15 protein-coding genes are annotated in these 14,828 nt (G+C 56.5%); all 15 read left to right on the forward strand.

Features of this window, described 5'->3' with window-relative positions:
• Window positions 1-174 precede the first annotated feature (174 nt).
• The 15 genes from MUB52_RS17300 to MUB52_RS17370 all read left to right on the forward strand — a co-directional run bounded on the left by MUB52_RS17300 (window position 175) and on the right by MUB52_RS17370 (window position 14,767).
• On the forward strand, window positions 175-888 hold the full coding sequence (locus MUB52_RS17300) for a copper-binding protein (protein ID WP_013959903.1): 714 nt from the start codon (window positions 175-177) through the stop codon (window positions 886-888).
• On the forward strand, window positions 885-1,529 hold the full coding sequence (locus MUB52_RS17305; RefSeq protein ID WP_220800855.1) for a cupredoxin domain-containing protein: 645 nt from the start codon (window positions 885-887) through the stop codon (window positions 1,527-1,529). The genes MUB52_RS17300 and MUB52_RS17305 overlap by 4 nt, the downstream gene beginning before the upstream one ends.
• A gap of 17 nt (window positions 1,530-1,546) precedes the next feature.
• The gene (locus tag MUB52_RS17310; RefSeq protein WP_220800856.1) at window positions 1,547-2,785 is read left to right on the forward strand and encodes an ABC transporter transmembrane domain-containing protein; all 1,239 of its coding nucleotides are present in this window, start codon (window positions 1,547-1,549) and stop codon (window positions 2,783-2,785) included.
• 304 nt (window positions 2,786-3,089) lie between these two features.
• On the forward strand, window positions 3,090-3,986 hold the full coding sequence (locus MUB52_RS17315) for a DMT family transporter (protein ID WP_220800857.1): 897 nt from the start codon (window positions 3,090-3,092) through the stop codon (window positions 3,984-3,986).
• Between the two features lie 226 nt (window positions 3,987-4,212).
• The gene (locus tag MUB52_RS17320; RefSeq protein ID WP_220800858.1) at window positions 4,213-4,839 is read left to right on the forward strand and encodes an RNA polymerase sigma factor; all 627 of its coding nucleotides are present in this window, start codon (window positions 4,213-4,215) and stop codon (window positions 4,837-4,839) included.
• Window positions 4,840-5,060: 221 nt separating this feature from the next.
• On the forward strand, window positions 5,061-5,264 hold the full coding sequence (locus MUB52_RS17325; protein WP_259650580.1) for a hypothetical protein: 204 nt from the start codon (window positions 5,061-5,063) through the stop codon (window positions 5,262-5,264).
• Window positions 5,254-7,020: a DUF3141 domain-containing protein gene (locus MUB52_RS17330; protein ID WP_263845500.1), complete on the forward strand. Its 1,767-nt coding sequence runs from the start codon at window positions 5,254-5,256 to the stop codon at window positions 7,018-7,020. The genes MUB52_RS17325 and MUB52_RS17330 overlap by 11 nt, the downstream gene beginning before the upstream one ends.
• A gap of 6 nt (window positions 7,021-7,026) precedes the next feature.
• Complete coding sequence (locus MUB52_RS17335; protein WP_013959896.1) at window positions 7,027-7,206, forward strand: hypothetical protein; 180 nt, start codon at window positions 7,027-7,029, stop codon at window positions 7,204-7,206.
• A gap of 112 nt (window positions 7,207-7,318) precedes the next feature.
• Window positions 7,319-8,014 carry a CBS domain-containing protein gene (locus tag MUB52_RS17340; protein WP_013959895.1) on the forward strand — a complete coding sequence of 232 codons (696 nt, stop codon included), beginning with the start codon at window positions 7,319-7,321 and terminating at the stop codon, window positions 8,012-8,014.
• Between the two features lie 606 nt (window positions 8,015-8,620).
• The gene (locus MUB52_RS17345; protein ID WP_245538197.1) at window positions 8,621-9,172 is read left to right on the forward strand and encodes an EF-hand domain-containing protein; all 552 of its coding nucleotides are present in this window, start codon (window positions 8,621-8,623) and stop codon (window positions 9,170-9,172) included.
• A gap of 84 nt (window positions 9,173-9,256) precedes the next feature.
• Entirely contained in the window at window positions 9,257-9,622 is a 366-nt protein-coding gene (locus MUB52_RS17350; protein ID WP_220800860.1) for a hypothetical protein, read from the forward strand.
• 349 nt (window positions 9,623-9,971) lie between these two features.
• Window positions 9,972-12,299: a copper-transporting P-type ATPase gene (locus tag MUB52_RS17355; RefSeq protein WP_374758661.1), complete on the forward strand. Its 2,328-nt coding sequence runs from the start codon at window positions 9,972-9,974 to the stop codon at window positions 12,297-12,299.
• Window positions 12,300-12,314: 15 nt separating this feature from the next.
• Window positions 12,315-12,578, forward strand: a complete 264-nt coding sequence (locus MUB52_RS17360; protein ID WP_220800862.1) for a DUF2933 domain-containing protein — start codon at window positions 12,315-12,317, stop codon at window positions 12,576-12,578.
• Complete coding sequence (locus MUB52_RS17365; protein ID WP_259650582.1) at window positions 12,575-13,243, forward strand: methyltransferase family protein; 669 nt, start codon at window positions 12,575-12,577, stop codon at window positions 13,241-13,243. The genes MUB52_RS17360 and MUB52_RS17365 overlap by 4 nt, the downstream gene beginning before the upstream one ends.
• 198 nt (window positions 13,244-13,441) lie before the next feature.
• The gene (locus tag MUB52_RS17370) at window positions 13,442-14,767 is read left to right on the forward strand and encodes an APC family permease (RefSeq protein ID WP_220800863.1); all 1,326 of its coding nucleotides are present in this window, start codon (window positions 13,442-13,444) and stop codon (window positions 14,765-14,767) included.
• Window positions 14,768-14,828 lie beyond the last annotated feature (61 nt).

Genomic DNA, 14,828 nt, shown 5'->3' on the forward strand with positions numbered 1-14,828 from the left:
CTCCGACCCCGGCTGGTACGAAAATCCTCCGGGCGAGATGGCCTACGAATGGACCGGCGAGTTGCCCGAGTTCGCCTCGAACAACAGCCCCAAGACCATTCTCACACCAAAACCAAACTCGAAGGGCTGACTAGCCTCTTCAAGTTCGACCCACCCAAAACCATAGGAAATCAAATGAAAAAACTACTTCTGAGCACAGCTATCACCATTATGTTCGCATCAGGCGCTTTCGCGGATGTCGGCCATGCAAAAAAAGAAACAACGGATGCATCGGAAATGATTGTCGGCATGCCGGGCCATTCGGAAAAAGTTGATCGCACCATTGATGTCATTCTGCTTGAGAACGATGACGGCGAAATGCTGATCCAGAGCGAAGAGATGAACATCAAACAGGGTGAGACCATACGCTTCAAGATCACGAACGAGGGTGAATTGGAGCACGAATTTGTCCTCGACACGGTTGAGCGCAATGCCGAGCACAAGATTGAAATGGCCAAGATGGACATGGAACACGACGACCCGAACCGCATCCGCCTCGATGCGGGCGCATCTGGTGAGGTCGTCTGGACTTTCGCAAATGCCGGTACGTTCGAGGCCGCGTGCCTGATCCCCGGCCACTACGAGTCTGGCATGCACCGTAAGGTTGCAGTTGGGGACCAGATGGCGCAAGCGGATGTGGACTACACGACCGGCAAGATCAAGAAGATCGACGCTAAGGCTGGCAAGGTGACGATCATCCACGGCCCTCTAGTCAATCTCGACATGCCCGCGATGACAATGGTGTTTCGCGCCGACGAGGCGATGATTGCCAAGATGTCCGAAGGTCAAGACATCGAATTCGTTGCCGACCGCGTAAAAGGCAAGTTGACTGTCACTCAACTCAAATGACCATAAAGGAGGCGATATTCTTTATCGTCTCCTTTCACCTCGCCTCGGATTTGATTGGAGTGAAAATGCTGAACTGTCTCGCGCTTCTGAAGCTTGGCCGTTGGATTAAGAAACCGAAGCAGTTGTTTATGGCAATCGCTATTGGTATTGTAGCCAGCCTGCCGCCAATGATAGCTGGCGCAGGTTCCGGGGTTGGCGCTCGACCTCATGAGAATGCATATGAACAACCTGGGCATACCTCAATCGGAAGACCGGCCGCCGGCGCGGATATCACCCGAACAATTGAAGTGAACATAAAGGAAACTGAGAGCGGCTATATGCTGTTTGAACCGGATGTGATCAATATCGAGCACGGATCGGTGGTGCGGTTCGTAGTAGATAACTCAGGTTCAATCGACCATGAGTTCTTTTTGGGTTCCTTTGATGAGATAGCCAAACATCAACAATGGATGCAGAAGCACCCTGATATGGAGCATAGTGAAAAGAACTCAGTTAAAATTCCAAGCGCAAAGACTGCGACGTTGGATTGGGAGTTTTCGAACATAACCAATCTGGAGTTTGTGTGTCTGATCCCGGGTCACCGTGAGGCAGGCATGTTCGGTGTGATCATTGTGCATGATCATTTCCGCTCAAGACCATAAGCTCGAGAATCAAACGCATGTCTCTGTTGGATCGTTATCACGACGTCTTTCACAAAATATCCGCCACATTTGGATATCACTATCACGAGTCAACTCCAGATTGGGTTCACCCATTTTTACACCTGATCTTGGTGCTTGCGCCAGCACTTCTCACTGCTGTTACTGGTTTTCTCACAATTCGATTTATCCTCAAACAGTGGCGTCGCCCAAGAGTTGTAACGCCGCAGCGAGATTGGATTCGCGGGTTGGACCCTCGCCTATTCAACGCTGTCCTGCGGCATTCGCGAAAACAACAGGCTTTGATGATCATGTTAAGCCTTATCGCCATGCCCATCTTATATCTGACACTCGAGTTGCCGAAGCAAATCGTGAACAATGCATTGGACTCTGATCGGTTCCCAGTCCGTTTTTGGGACTATGAATTTGACCAGGTGGCGTTCCTCCTTGTTTTGTGTGGCCTCTACTTGTTTGCCATCATACTTAGCGGACTGAACAAATACATCCTGAACGTCTTCAAGGGCTATGTTGCCGAGAGGTTCCTGCGTCGCTTCAGATTATTGGTTTTCCGTCAGTGGCGCAGTGATCCGGATTCCAAGAACCAGAGTGAGATTGTTCCCATACTCGCACAGGAGGTTGAGCCAATCGGTGGCTTCGCGGCCGACGTGCTTACGCTACCCATCATGCAGGGGGGAACCCTTGCGACCATTCTCTTGTTCATGTTCATGCAAGACCCGGTTTTGGGTGCCGCTGCGCTGACTGTCTTGCCGATACAACTTATCCTGCTTCCAAAACTGCAAAGACGGGTGAATATCCTTTCTAGAAAGCGAATTTCCGAGGTTCGCCAACTGGGCAGGCTTCTGAGCGACCAATTACGAGGAGAGGCAGCCGGGTCCCAGCCTCTTTTACGGACAAGCACCAGCTTTCGTGAGCTTGAGCAAGTAAGACGTCGCATTTTCCATTTGAAATTCTTTATCAAGTCCCTGAACAACTTTTTGACCGCGCTGACGCCATTCCTGTTCTACTCCCTAGGAGGGTACTTCGTTATCGAAGGACGCATCAGCCTTGGTGCGCTAGTTGCTGTGCTGGCGGCACACAAAGATTTTTCAGCGCCTCTGAAAGAACTGTTTCGCTATTATCAGACTCTGGAAGACACCCGGATTAGATATCACGAGATAACCACATTCTTCTCAAAGGTTGAGGCAAACCGAAAGGAAGTGCCAAGGCATGATTTTGCTTTGGAGGTAGTACATGCGTGACTTTTGTTCTTCTTCCGGCGGGTGATTATGAGAAGTCTGCCGAAGTGTGTCGGCGATACCTAAACCGACCAAACATCGAAGGAATAACAATAATGAGATTGGCGGCCCTATTCTTTGCCTTAGTCGCGTTGGCGGCAGGTGTTTGGTATGTTTGGTAGGCGTCTTGTATGATCAATTGGATTGTCGCCAGGGCTGCGTTTTGAATCCATTACGTGTGCAATTTTGGTATTGCCCTCGATCGACAAGTACCAACCGGATGATTTCCGGAAATTTCCGCTGCTGTTGACATGAAAAAGGAAATCCAGTGTCGCTGACGACAACAACCAAGATCGTTATGGCCATGCTTTTGTGGGCCCTGTGCTTTCCGCTGATCACGGCGGGACTGCAGTATTCGCCACATCTGACGTTTGCGACACTGCGTGCGGTTCTGGCCGGTGTCGCATTGGTGCTTATTGCAATATTTTTGCGTCGGCCGATTCCGCATGGCCGTCGCACATGGCTGACGCTCTGTGTTGTTGGCGTTGGCGCGACAAGTCTGGGTTTCGTGGGAATGTTTCATGCGGCAGAATTCGTATCTCCCGGGCTCGCTACAGTTGTCGCCAATGCTCAGCCGCTACTTGCCGCGATGCTCGGTGTCGCATGGCTTGGCGAGCGACTGGCGAAGGTCGGGTGGGGCGGGCTCTTGATAGGTTTCGCTGGGATACTTGTGATCGCACTGCCGCAATTGGCAAACGAAGTGCAGGATGGAACGGCCATCGGCTTTGCGTACATCGTTCTAGCAGCCGTTGGAGTGACCATCAGCAACGTGGCTATCAAATCTATCGCAGGTGAGGTTGATGGTCTGTTTGCAATGGGATTTCAGATGCTGATCGGTAGCGTGCCTCTTGCCGTGGCGGCACTACTCCTTGAAGATCAATCTGCCATCCAATGGACATCGGTTTTCGTAGTGTCACTGTTGGGTCTGGCCTTGTTTGGCTCTGCATTGGTTTACTGGCTCTGGTTTTCTGTGCTGGAGGTCGTGGAACTAAACCGGGCGATCGTGTTCAGCTTCTTAGTGCCGATTTTCGGCCTCACAATTGGTGCACTGTTCTTTGGCGAGCGTCTTTCAGCTGTCCAACTCTTCGGCATCTTATTGGTCATTGTGGGCATTTCGTTCGTCAATCTTAAGGGTAGGCTGCAGGATCAGCTTAGCAAAATCTAGAAAGGAAAAAATCAATTCAATGAGTTAAGGCGCTCCGGTTATCGTGGTTGTCGTCGTCGAATGACTTCTCAGCAAAACGGAAGAGTCTTCATGGAATTCGGCGCGGTGAAACGAAAGGAGGATGGATAGTTCATGTTAGCGTCTCCAAGCATTGAATGTGAAAAAAGGCGATGATCTCGTTGTTGATCGCTTAAATCTCTGAAAACTTGGAAAGGACAGGAACGTTATGGCACTGCAAGATACCGGAAAAGCGAAGGTGCCGGACACGTCGCCGGAACGTGCGTTGCTGGATGGACGGACCGCGTTTCTGGGGTTTCTGATCAAACGGCTTGGAAATCGGGCGGATGCAGAGGATGTCCTGCAAGACTTCTGCATTCGCGTGCTGGGACGCAAGGATCAGCTCAGAGACGTCGAACGGATGGATGCCTGGCTCTATGCGATCCTGAGGTCCACTTTGAATGACTTCTACCGCAAGGGCATGCGGCGTGGTCGATTGGATGCGGCAGTGGCGCGCGAACCGGAGGAATGGATCGCCGATGCGCCGACTCAGATGGCGCGGTTGTGCACCTGTCATCGTGGACTAATCTCCGAACTGCGCCCGGCGGATTCGGAACTACTCCGGCGCATCGACTTCGGCGAAGAGGACCGCGAGCACGTGGCGCGCGACCTTGGACTGACCCGCAACGCCCTTGGCGTTCGGCTACACCGGGCGCGCACGGCTCTGCGCGAGGCGCTGACAAATCATTGCGGCGCTTGCTGCCAGGATGACCGTGACGATTGCTATTGTCGGCCTGAGGGTTGCAAGAACGCCGAGTACGAAACTGATTGCGAAGCAGAGCAGCAGAGTTCCTGATCGAAACGCGGTCGGTTCTGTAACGTTTTCCGTCCACCGACGTCTTCTTCTGTGACTGCGCCTTATAGCAGCACAGCAGGAGGAACCGGAACATGCCACGGGCCAGGACGAATTGTCCTTCCGACGTAACGGAGTCGTGGTCACGCGATTCCGACGTTCCGGTCTTCTTGTCTGGGATGATCTGTGCCTGTGCAGAGTCTCCCGCGCATTCAGACGCTCCGATGGCTCTGGCGTTGTTCCAGCGCGTGGAAATCTCAAAGCACCCCCCGGAACTAGCGGCGCGCGCACTGGGCCTAAATCCCGGTGATGCGGCCTACCTGCTGACCGGTCTGCGCAAGGAGGTCGCCAAGGAACTCGCACTTGCGCTTCTTGCAGGTCGGCCATCCAGAGAAATCAATGATCAGAAGGGAACTGATGATGAATAAAAGCTTGCGCCTTGCAACTGTGACAACGGAGCAAACTACGGAACCCGAGTCTCAACAGCCCTCGGCTGACGCCCATGTCCCCTACGCCCAGGACGCCTTCGAACGCTGGCTGCTGTTCCTCGATACCTTGCGGGAACGCGCCGACAACATGATAGCGCATGAACGGCAGGGCATGCCGCCGCTTCTGGATTTCGATTACGAGCTCTTGATGGATGCCCGCACTTTCGACCGGCCCGCCAATTATGCGCTGCTCAGGATCACGCGAGTCGGAGACGATTGCTGGGAGGATTGCGTGGACGAGGCGAAACCGCCAGTCATCGTCATTGATCCGCGCGCGGGTCATGGGCCGGGCATCGGCGGCTTCAAGCACGACAGCGAGGTCGGCATGGCTATGCACGAGGGCCATCCGGTCTATTTCGTGATCTTCTTTCTAGAGCCGGTGCCAGGACAGACGCTGGCCGACGTACACTATGCCCTGCGTAACTTCGTCACCGAAGTTGCCCGCCGTCACCCGGACAAAGCACCTGTACTCTACGGAAATTGCCAGGCTGGTTGGGCCGCCGCGCTGCTGGCTGCCGATTGCGACGGTCTAACCGGACCCATCGTCCTGAATGGCTCGCCGCTCAGCTACTGGTCGGGCGAGGCGGCCAGCAGCCCGATGCGGATGCTCGGCGCGCTCTCGGGCGGGTCGTGGGCGGCGCACATGATTGCCGATCTGGGCGACGGGCGGTTCGACGGCGCGTGGCTGGCGCAAAACTTCGAAACACTGCAACCCGAAAAGGCGATCTGGGAGAAATACGTCAACCTCTTTTCCCATGCCGATACCGAACGTGAACGGTTCCTCGACTTCGAACGCTTGTGGAATGGCTACTATACGCTGAGCCGCGAGGAAATTCTCGGCATCACGCAGAACCTTTTTATCGGCAATCGGCTGGAGCAGGGCGAAATGCAACTGGACGCGCATTGCACCATCGATCTGAAACGGATCCGCAACCCGATCATCGTCTTTGCCTCGGAGGGCGACAACATCACCCCACCGCAGCAGGCGTTGGGCTGGATTGCCAAGTTGTATCCTGACACCGAAGCGCTCAAGGCCGCAGGACAGCGCATCGTCTACATGACGCACGAGACTGTCGGGCATCTGGGTATCTTCGTCTCCGGGTCTGTCGCGCGGCTTCAGCATCGGACGATCCTGGAAAGCCTGGAGGCGGTCGAGGCGCTGGCGCCCGGGCTTTATGAGATGGTATTCGATATTCCTTCGGGCGGCGCAAAGCGCAAAACCAGCGACTACGACGTGCGTTTTGTGAAGCGCGACGTCGAAGATCTCGGTTTTGGGTCAGACCATGGAGCGCTGGCGCAGGTCGCGCAGATATCACGGATCAACGAGGCGGCTTATTCGACATTCGTCAGCCCTTGGATCAAGGCCGCGACGTCCCCGGCCAGTGCCGAGATGCTGCGCGCCCTGCATCCGATGCGATGGACCAGAACGATGTTTTCCGAACGTGTGAACCCATGGATGGCGCTGGTGAAATCCACAGCCGACTCCGTGCGCGAGACGCGCGATCCCCTGCCGAAAGACCATCCTGCCATCCTTGCCGAACGCGCGCTGTTGGCGCGTACCGGCGAAAGCCTGGCGTCATTGCGCAAAGCGCGCGACGCATGGCTCACACATGTCTTCGGCGCGATGTACGGCAGTTTTCCTTTCGCCACCACCACGCAAACGGGCCAGCCGCCCGACACATCAAACAAGGAGTGAACAACCATGGAATGGATTATCGAAAACTGGATTCTGGTCCTCGTGATCGGCGGAATGGCTGTGATGCATCTCTTCGGGCATGGACACGGCGGGCATAAGCACGGCAAGACCGCGAAGCGTCAAACTGCACAGAAGAAGGTGCTAGACGCACCCGCCGATACCCGGGTTCAACCGGAAGATGCCTGACTTCCCCGAATGCTGCGATCCCATGGAACTCTTGGACCTGTCCGGTCGCAAGGGCCTGGTCATCGGCAACTGATCGACGCGTCAACACAGTATTTGAGAAGGAGACAACGACATGCAAGCCAAGGATATCATGACGACGTCCGTGATCTCCGTCCCGCAGGACGGAAAAATCGAGGACGCCGTGCGCCTGATGCTCGACCATCACGTCAGCGCGCTACCCGTCGTAGACGTGGACGGCGCCCTGAAGGGACTGGTCAGCGAAGGAGACCTGATGCGGCGCGTCCGCGACACCGACGGCCCGCGCCGATCCTGGTGGCTCGAACTGCTGAGCGGGTCGGGCAATTCTGCCCAGGAATTCGTCAAGCTCAACAGCCACCATATCGCGGACGTGATGACCCGCGATGTCGTTTCGGTCGAGGAAGACGCACCGGTTGCCGAGATCGCGCGCCTTCTGGAAAAGCACCGGATCAAACGGGTGCCGGTGCTGCGAGAGGGGCCCGTCGTTGGAATTGTCAGTCGTGCGAACCTGCTCCATGCTTTGTCGGCACTCCCGGACGGGGCACTGGGGGAACCATCGGAAGATGATAGGGTGCTGCGCTCGAAGATAGATGAAGCCCTGAAAGAGGTTCCCGGTGCGACAGTCAATTTGATCAACTACACCGTGGACAAGGGCAATGTCGCGATCTGGGGCGTTGCAGACAGCGATTTCGAAGAGAACGCCATTCGGGTCGCCGTGGAAAACGTGTCCGGTGTCCATAGTGTTGACATCCACATGGGCCGACTGGCGGCATGGGCCTACGGCATTTGAGAGCGCATGCCCAAACAGATACCGGCGATTGGAAGTCGGCACAGCATTTGCGTGGGGATGATCGACCATCGCGGGAGCGGAGACAGAGCTCCAAAAAATATCGACGGACACGATTTGTCGGGTCCAATTCGAACTGACCAACGAGTGAGAGGACAAGCAGGACCACTTTCAAGGGGGTCTATGGACCCGTGTGTCGCTATTCCAGAAAACGATTGCCAAGGCATTAATATCCGGTCGTTTTTTATCAACGCGGCTGCCGGATCTCATCCCCAAAATCATGATACTTTTCTTTTTCTGTAACGTTTTTCGACGGTGAGCGTCTACTGAATGAACGCAAAAACCCGAGGAGGTTCAGATGGACAATCGTTCCGATACCCCGGCCCAAGACATTAACACTGGGTCGTCGAAAGAATGCTGCGGAAGCGTGACTCAAACCGAGGCCGTTGCCGAGACAGAATCGCGACCAACGGAAGACAGCAAGCCGGAAAAGGCGGGCAAAGGGGGCTGCTGTTGCAGCAGCAACTGACGCACTGGCGTCTCTGATTCAGACGGTCGCAAGGCCGTTTCTGCTAAACATGATCAACTGAAACAAGAAAGAAATACATAATGCAAACTCTTAAGATACTCGCGACCTCCGCCACGCTGTTGCTGGCTGCTACGGGTGTGGTTTTTGCCCAGGCCGGTCACGGTCATGGTGCTCAGCAGCCTGGTGTGGCCACGGGAACAAGCGATAGCGAGTCTGGTCCCATGACTGGTGATCAGACCGACATGATGCAAAAGATGATGCCCATGATGATGGGCATGCACGCCCGGATGATGGATCATGGCGACAGACCGGGCATGGCTATGATGGATCGGGGCATGATGCAGATGATGATGGGCCCTGGAATGATGGGAGTACCCTCGGTCGAGGAGGCTACCGCGGCGATGCAAGCGCGGTTGAGCGAGTTTGACGCGGATGGCGATGGCAGCCTGTCCCTGAGCGAATTTGAAACCCTGCACAGCGCAATGATCCGCGAGTCCATGGTTGACCGGTTCCAGCATCTGGATGCCGACGGAGATGGCACAGTGAGCCCCTCGGAGATGGTTGCTCCGGCCGGTCGGATGAGCATGCGCGAGAGGATGGGCGCTATGTCGACGGATAATTCCGACAACTAGGATATAATGCCGGGTAAGCCGGCTTGCCCGGCATTTTGCGGGGTCTCTTCGTTCTCAATCTGACCGACAAAAAAGGAGCGAACCATGCTGCCAATTATCTATTTCACTGCGATAGCGGCGATCCTTTTTCTGGCCTTGCGCATGACCTGCGGGGCCTGTGTCATGGGCGCAAATACTGGGGCAGGGCGTGCAGGTTTGCCGCTTATTCCGCTGGGCTGGGCACTAAGCCTGTTTTTGGCAGTGACATTCGTTGTCTTCGTCGCGTTCGACATGATTTTCCCCGACTACGCGATGTATGAAACCTGGGCTGGCCTGCTGCCTGGGTTCGTCTGGCTGACCCCGATGAGCTTCATTATCGGTCTGGCCGAAAGCTTTCTTTATGGCTGGTATGCAGCGCTGATCTTCGGCGGGCTCTTCAACGCCATGGCCAATAAGGGGGTAAAGTTATGACGCCAACTCCCCAACCGATCAGTGGCACGCGTGTCGAATGATATCGACACATCACCCGTCGTCGCCGAAATCTGCCCCATGGTGATAAGAGGTGTTGACCTTCCAGCTACTGGACGAAGTACAGCAATATGTATCGAAACATCGGGATTTTGCCGATGAGCAAGGAATCGAACGCGGTGTCTAGCGACCCATGCGGTGCGGACCCTGCGTAGTCGGCCGCCGACCTAGGCTCGACACGCTGTCCTGACACCCACAACGACTTGAGAAACCCGAATACGTTTGAGGCGGACACATGAACCAAAGACCCAATCCTGACCCGACGCAAGAGAGTGTGATCTATACTTGTCCGATGCATCACGAAGTGCGCAAGACCGAACCTGGAGATTGCCCGAAATGCGGCATGCATCTTGTGCCTGAAGGCGAGGTTGCGGCTCCACAACATGATCACGCCGGACACGGTGCCGCGGACGGGCACGGCCACCACGCCCATGGGCATTCCGCCACCACGACTGGTGAAAAGGGAGGCAGATACGACACCGTGCCCGCCGGTTATCAAGGCGCAGTCTACACCTGTCCAATGCATGCCGAAGTCCGCAAGACCGATCCGGGATCCTGTCCAATCTGCGGCATGGGGCTGGAGCTCGAAAGCGCCACGATGGTCGAGGACGGACCGAACCACGAGCTGGTGGATTTTACGCGCCGGTTTTGGGTCGGCGCAGTGCTGACCCTGCCGCTACTGGTTCTGACGATGGGCCCTTATCTAGGTTTTGGGGGCGTCCGCGACATATTCGGCGAACGCACGACCTTGTGGATCGAACTTGTACTGGGCACACCCGTCGTCCTCTGGAGCGGCTGGCCGTTCATGGTGCGCGGCTGGAATTCATTCCGGACGATGAACCTCAATATGTTTTCGCTCATAAGCATGGGCGTGATGGCGGCCTGGCTTTTCAGCATCGTGGCCGTTCTTGCACCTGACATCTTTCCCGATGGCTTCCGCGATCCCGAAGGCCATGTTGGCGTCTATTTTGAAGCTGCGGCGGTGATCGTTACCCTTGTCCTGCTAGGGCAGGTGATGGAATTGCGCGCCCGTGAAGGCACCGGCAAAGCGATCCGCGCGCTGCTGGACATGGCAGCCAAGACTGCGCGCGTGATCCGCGAAGACGGGAGCGAAGAGGAAATTCCGCTGGAAGAGGTGGAAGTCGGTGACCATCTACGTGTTCGTCCCGGTGATAAGGTACCGGTCGATGGCACCGTGGTCGATGGACGCTCTTCGGTGGATGAAAGCATGATTTCGGGGGAGCCGGTTCCGGTCGAGAAAACCGAAGGTGACGTGCTGACGGGGGCTACGATCAACGGCACCGGCAGCCTGGTGATGGAGGCGACGAGAGTAGGAGCCGACACGATGCTGGCGCAGATTGTCGAAATGGTGGCGAATGCCCAGCGGTCGCGCGCGCCGATCCAGAAATACGCCGACAAAGTCGCGGGGTTCTTCGTGCCTGTAGTGATTGTGGTCGCCATCTTGTCGTTCATCGCGTGGGCGATCTGGGGACCAGCGCCCGCCCTTTCTTATGCCCTCATCTCTGCAGTGGCGGTCCTCATCATCGCCTGTCCCTGCGCGCTGGGTCTGGCGACGCCAATGTCGATCATGACGGCCACAGGGCGCGGTGCCCAGGCGGGCGTTCTGATCAAGAACGCCGAAGCGCTGGAGCGGTTCGAGAAGGTAGACACTCTAATCGTAGACAAGACCGGCACTCTCACAGAAGGCAAGCCCCGGCTGATCGCAGTCCTGCCCGAACCGGGGCATGACGAGGCCGAGGTGCTGCGACTGGCCGCTTCGCTGGAACGCGGATCGGAACATCCGCTGGCCGAAGCCATCGTGCGTGGTGCTGAAGACCGCGGCGTGGATATGGCGAACGCCAGCGATTTCGAGGCGGTGACCGGCAAGGGCGTCAAGGGTGTGGTCGACGGCCACGCGGTGGCTCTGGGAAATCTCGCATTGATTTCGGATATGGGTCTAGAGGCCGGTGCGCTGACCGCAAAGGCTAACGCGCGGCGTGACGAAGGCGAAACGGTGATGTTTGTCGTACTGGAAGGCACGATTGCCGGGCTGGTCAGCGTCGCCGACCCGGTGAAGGAAACGACGCCAGCTGCGCTAAAGGCGCTGCATGATCTGGGCTTTCGGATCATCATGGCCACAGGTGACAACGAACGCACCGCAAAGGCCATTGGCGCACGGCTGGGAATCGACGAGATCCGCGCCGATGTTCTGCCTGAGGACAAGGCACGGATCATCCGCGAGTTGCAGGAAGCCGGTCGCAAGGTCGCCATGGCGGGCGACGGCGTCAACGATGCGCCCGCGTTAGCGCAGGCGGATGTCGGCATCGCCATGGGCACCGGTGCGGATGTCGCTATCGAAAGCGCGGGCTTCACGCTGATCAAAGGCAACCTTGACGGGATCGTGCGCGCTCGGCGTCTATCGCGCGCTACGATGCGCAACATCCGACAGAACCTGTTCTTTGCACTGATCTACAATGCTTCGGGCGTGCCAGTAGCCGCGGGTGTGCTGTATCCGTTCCTGGGCGTCCTGATCAGCCCGATGTTCGCCGCCTTTGCGATGAGCGCTTCGTCCATCTCAGTTGTTTTAAACGCGTTGCGACTGCGCGGCGCGAAAATCTGACAAAGGAAAAGTGACATGGAAAAACCTTCGACACACGGCGATTATCACCCGCAGGACAATCCGCCGAGGCCGCCCTCGTTCTGGAAATCACGCGCGGGCATCTACCTGATCTTCGCGCTTGTCCTTGGCGGACTTCTGCTGGGTTACGAGCATCGGGTGCACATTCTGGGCAGCGGGTTGCTGATCTGGCTGCCGTTGCTGCTCTGTGTTGGCATGCACTTCTTCATGCATGGCGGGCATGGAGGCCACGGCGGACATGGCAAGGGAGATGATCAATGATGACTGATGCAGGTGCATCGTATGGCCTTTGGCTTCTGGTCTTCATCAACTCGGCTGTCTTCATCATTTTTGCCTTCAGCTTTTTCAAGCCGCAAACGTCCCGAGACTGGCGGAGCTTCGGTGCATTCAGCACCTTTGTCTTGGCGCTGTTCACCGAAATGTACGGGTTCCCGTTGACGATCTTTGTGTTGTCCGGCTGGTTGCAATCCACTTGGCCGGACATCGACTGGCTCGCCCACGATAGCGGACATCTGCCCGAAATGATGTTCGGCTGGAAGTCGAACCCGCATTTCGGACCGTTCCACCTGTTGAGCTTCGCCCTGATCGGAGGAGGGTTCTGGCTGATCTCGGTGGCATGGCACCATCTGTGGAATGCACAGCGGCAGGGCCGGTTGGCCGTCACCGGGCCCTATGCGAGGATCAGACATCCCCAATACGTGGGGTTCATTCTGGTCATGCTCGGATTTCTCGTTCAATGGCCGACCATTCTGACACTGGCGATGTTCCCGGTACTGGTCTGGATGTACGTCCGATTGGCACGCAGCGAGGAGGCCGACACCAGCGCCCGTTTCGGACAGGGCTATGAGCAATACGCGCAATCAGTGCCAGCGTTTATTCCAAGGTTTGCGGGGGCGGGCAATAAACACGACAGCCGCGAAGTCTGAGAATATGTGGAAATGAGGCCCGTACCTAGCATTGCTAGTTGTCCCCATCGTTGACTGCATTTTCGGGCCTTTTGCCAGCGAGAGCTGAAGGCCAGTAGGGTTCGTTCGGGTGCGATAATGGAACTGCAGAAATAGGCTCTGGCCAGAACAGCGATGCGCCAAATGAAACGAGAAATCTGAAAGCAGGCAAGAACCAGTATGCAGCATAACCAGAAGAGCAGCGACTATAACGAAGGATCAATAAGCCTTGGCGGTGCCGTAGCCATGGGCACGGGCGTTATGATCGGGGCGGGAATTTTTGCGCTGACCGGGCAGATCGCCCAACTGGCCGGACCACTTTTCCCGCTGGCCTTCATCGCCGGTGCCATCGTCACCAGCTTCAGCGCTTACAGCTATATCAAGATGTCGAACGCCTGGCCCTCGGCGGGCGGGATCGCGATGATCCTGCAGAAATGCTATGGATCAGGCGCAGTCGCGGCGGGAGCAGCGCTTCTGATGGCGCTGAGCATGGTGATTGCAGAAAGCCTCGTGGCAAGGACATTTGCCACCTACGTCCTGCGCCCCTTCGACATCACCGGCGGGCCCCTCGTCCCCATTCTGGCGGTTGCAGTGATCGTTTTCGCGTTTCTCGTCAATATCGCAGGCAACCGCTCCGTCGGGCTGTTTTCGCTGATCATGGCGGCAATCAAGATCGGCGGCATCGCTCTCTTCGGTATTGCCGCTCTGTGGTCGAGCGGATTTCAGTTCGCCGCCGCATCGCCGACGGCCGAGCCATCGGGGATCGTGGGGTTCATTGCCTCCGTTGCGCTGGCCATCCTTGCGTTCAAGGGTTTCACAACCATTACCAACAGCGGCGGAGAGATCACTGATCCCCATCGCAACGTGGGCCGCACGATCATGATCTCCATCGCGATCTGCGTGGTTGTCTACCTGCTTGTGGCGTTCGGCGTGGGCGCCAGCCTGACACTCGACGAGATCATTGCCGCACGTGATTATTCTCTGGCAGAAGCGGCAGCCCCCGCGCTAGGGAAGGTCGGGTTCTATCTTACTATCTTGCTGGCGGCCGTGGCTACCGCATCAGGCGTTCTTGCCAGTGTGTTCGCCGTGTCTCGGATGCTCGCAATGCTGACCGACATGAAGATGATCCCCCACAGTCACTTTGGCATGTCTGGCACGATCCAGCGCCACATGCTGATCTACACGGTGGTGATTGCCTCGACACTGGCTGTGTTCTTCGATCTGGGCCGGATCGCCTCATTGGGCGCGTTTTTTTATCTCATCATGGATATGGTCGTGCATTGGGGCGTCTTCCGCTTCCGCCGGAAGGAGATCGGAGCGGCGGCTTCTGTGTTGCTCCTGACACTCGCATTAGATGCGGTTGTGCTGGCAGCCTTCACTGCGATGAAACTGCAAAGTGACCCGGCCATCGTGCTTTATGCCGCCGTCGGAATTGCCGCGGTCTTTATACTTGAACGACTGTATCTATCGCGCTGGCTCGCACCGCAGGGTGCTCACGAAAACTGATGCTAGAGTTTATTCGGACTTTCGCATGGGATACGACGCAAAGGTATCAGACAACGGGGAA

This window comes from Roseobacter sinensis, from assembly GCF_025755255.1.
In the GTDB taxonomy this organism is placed as follows: Bacteria; Pseudomonadota; Alphaproteobacteria; order Rhodobacterales; family Rhodobacteraceae; genus Roseobacter; species Roseobacter sinensis.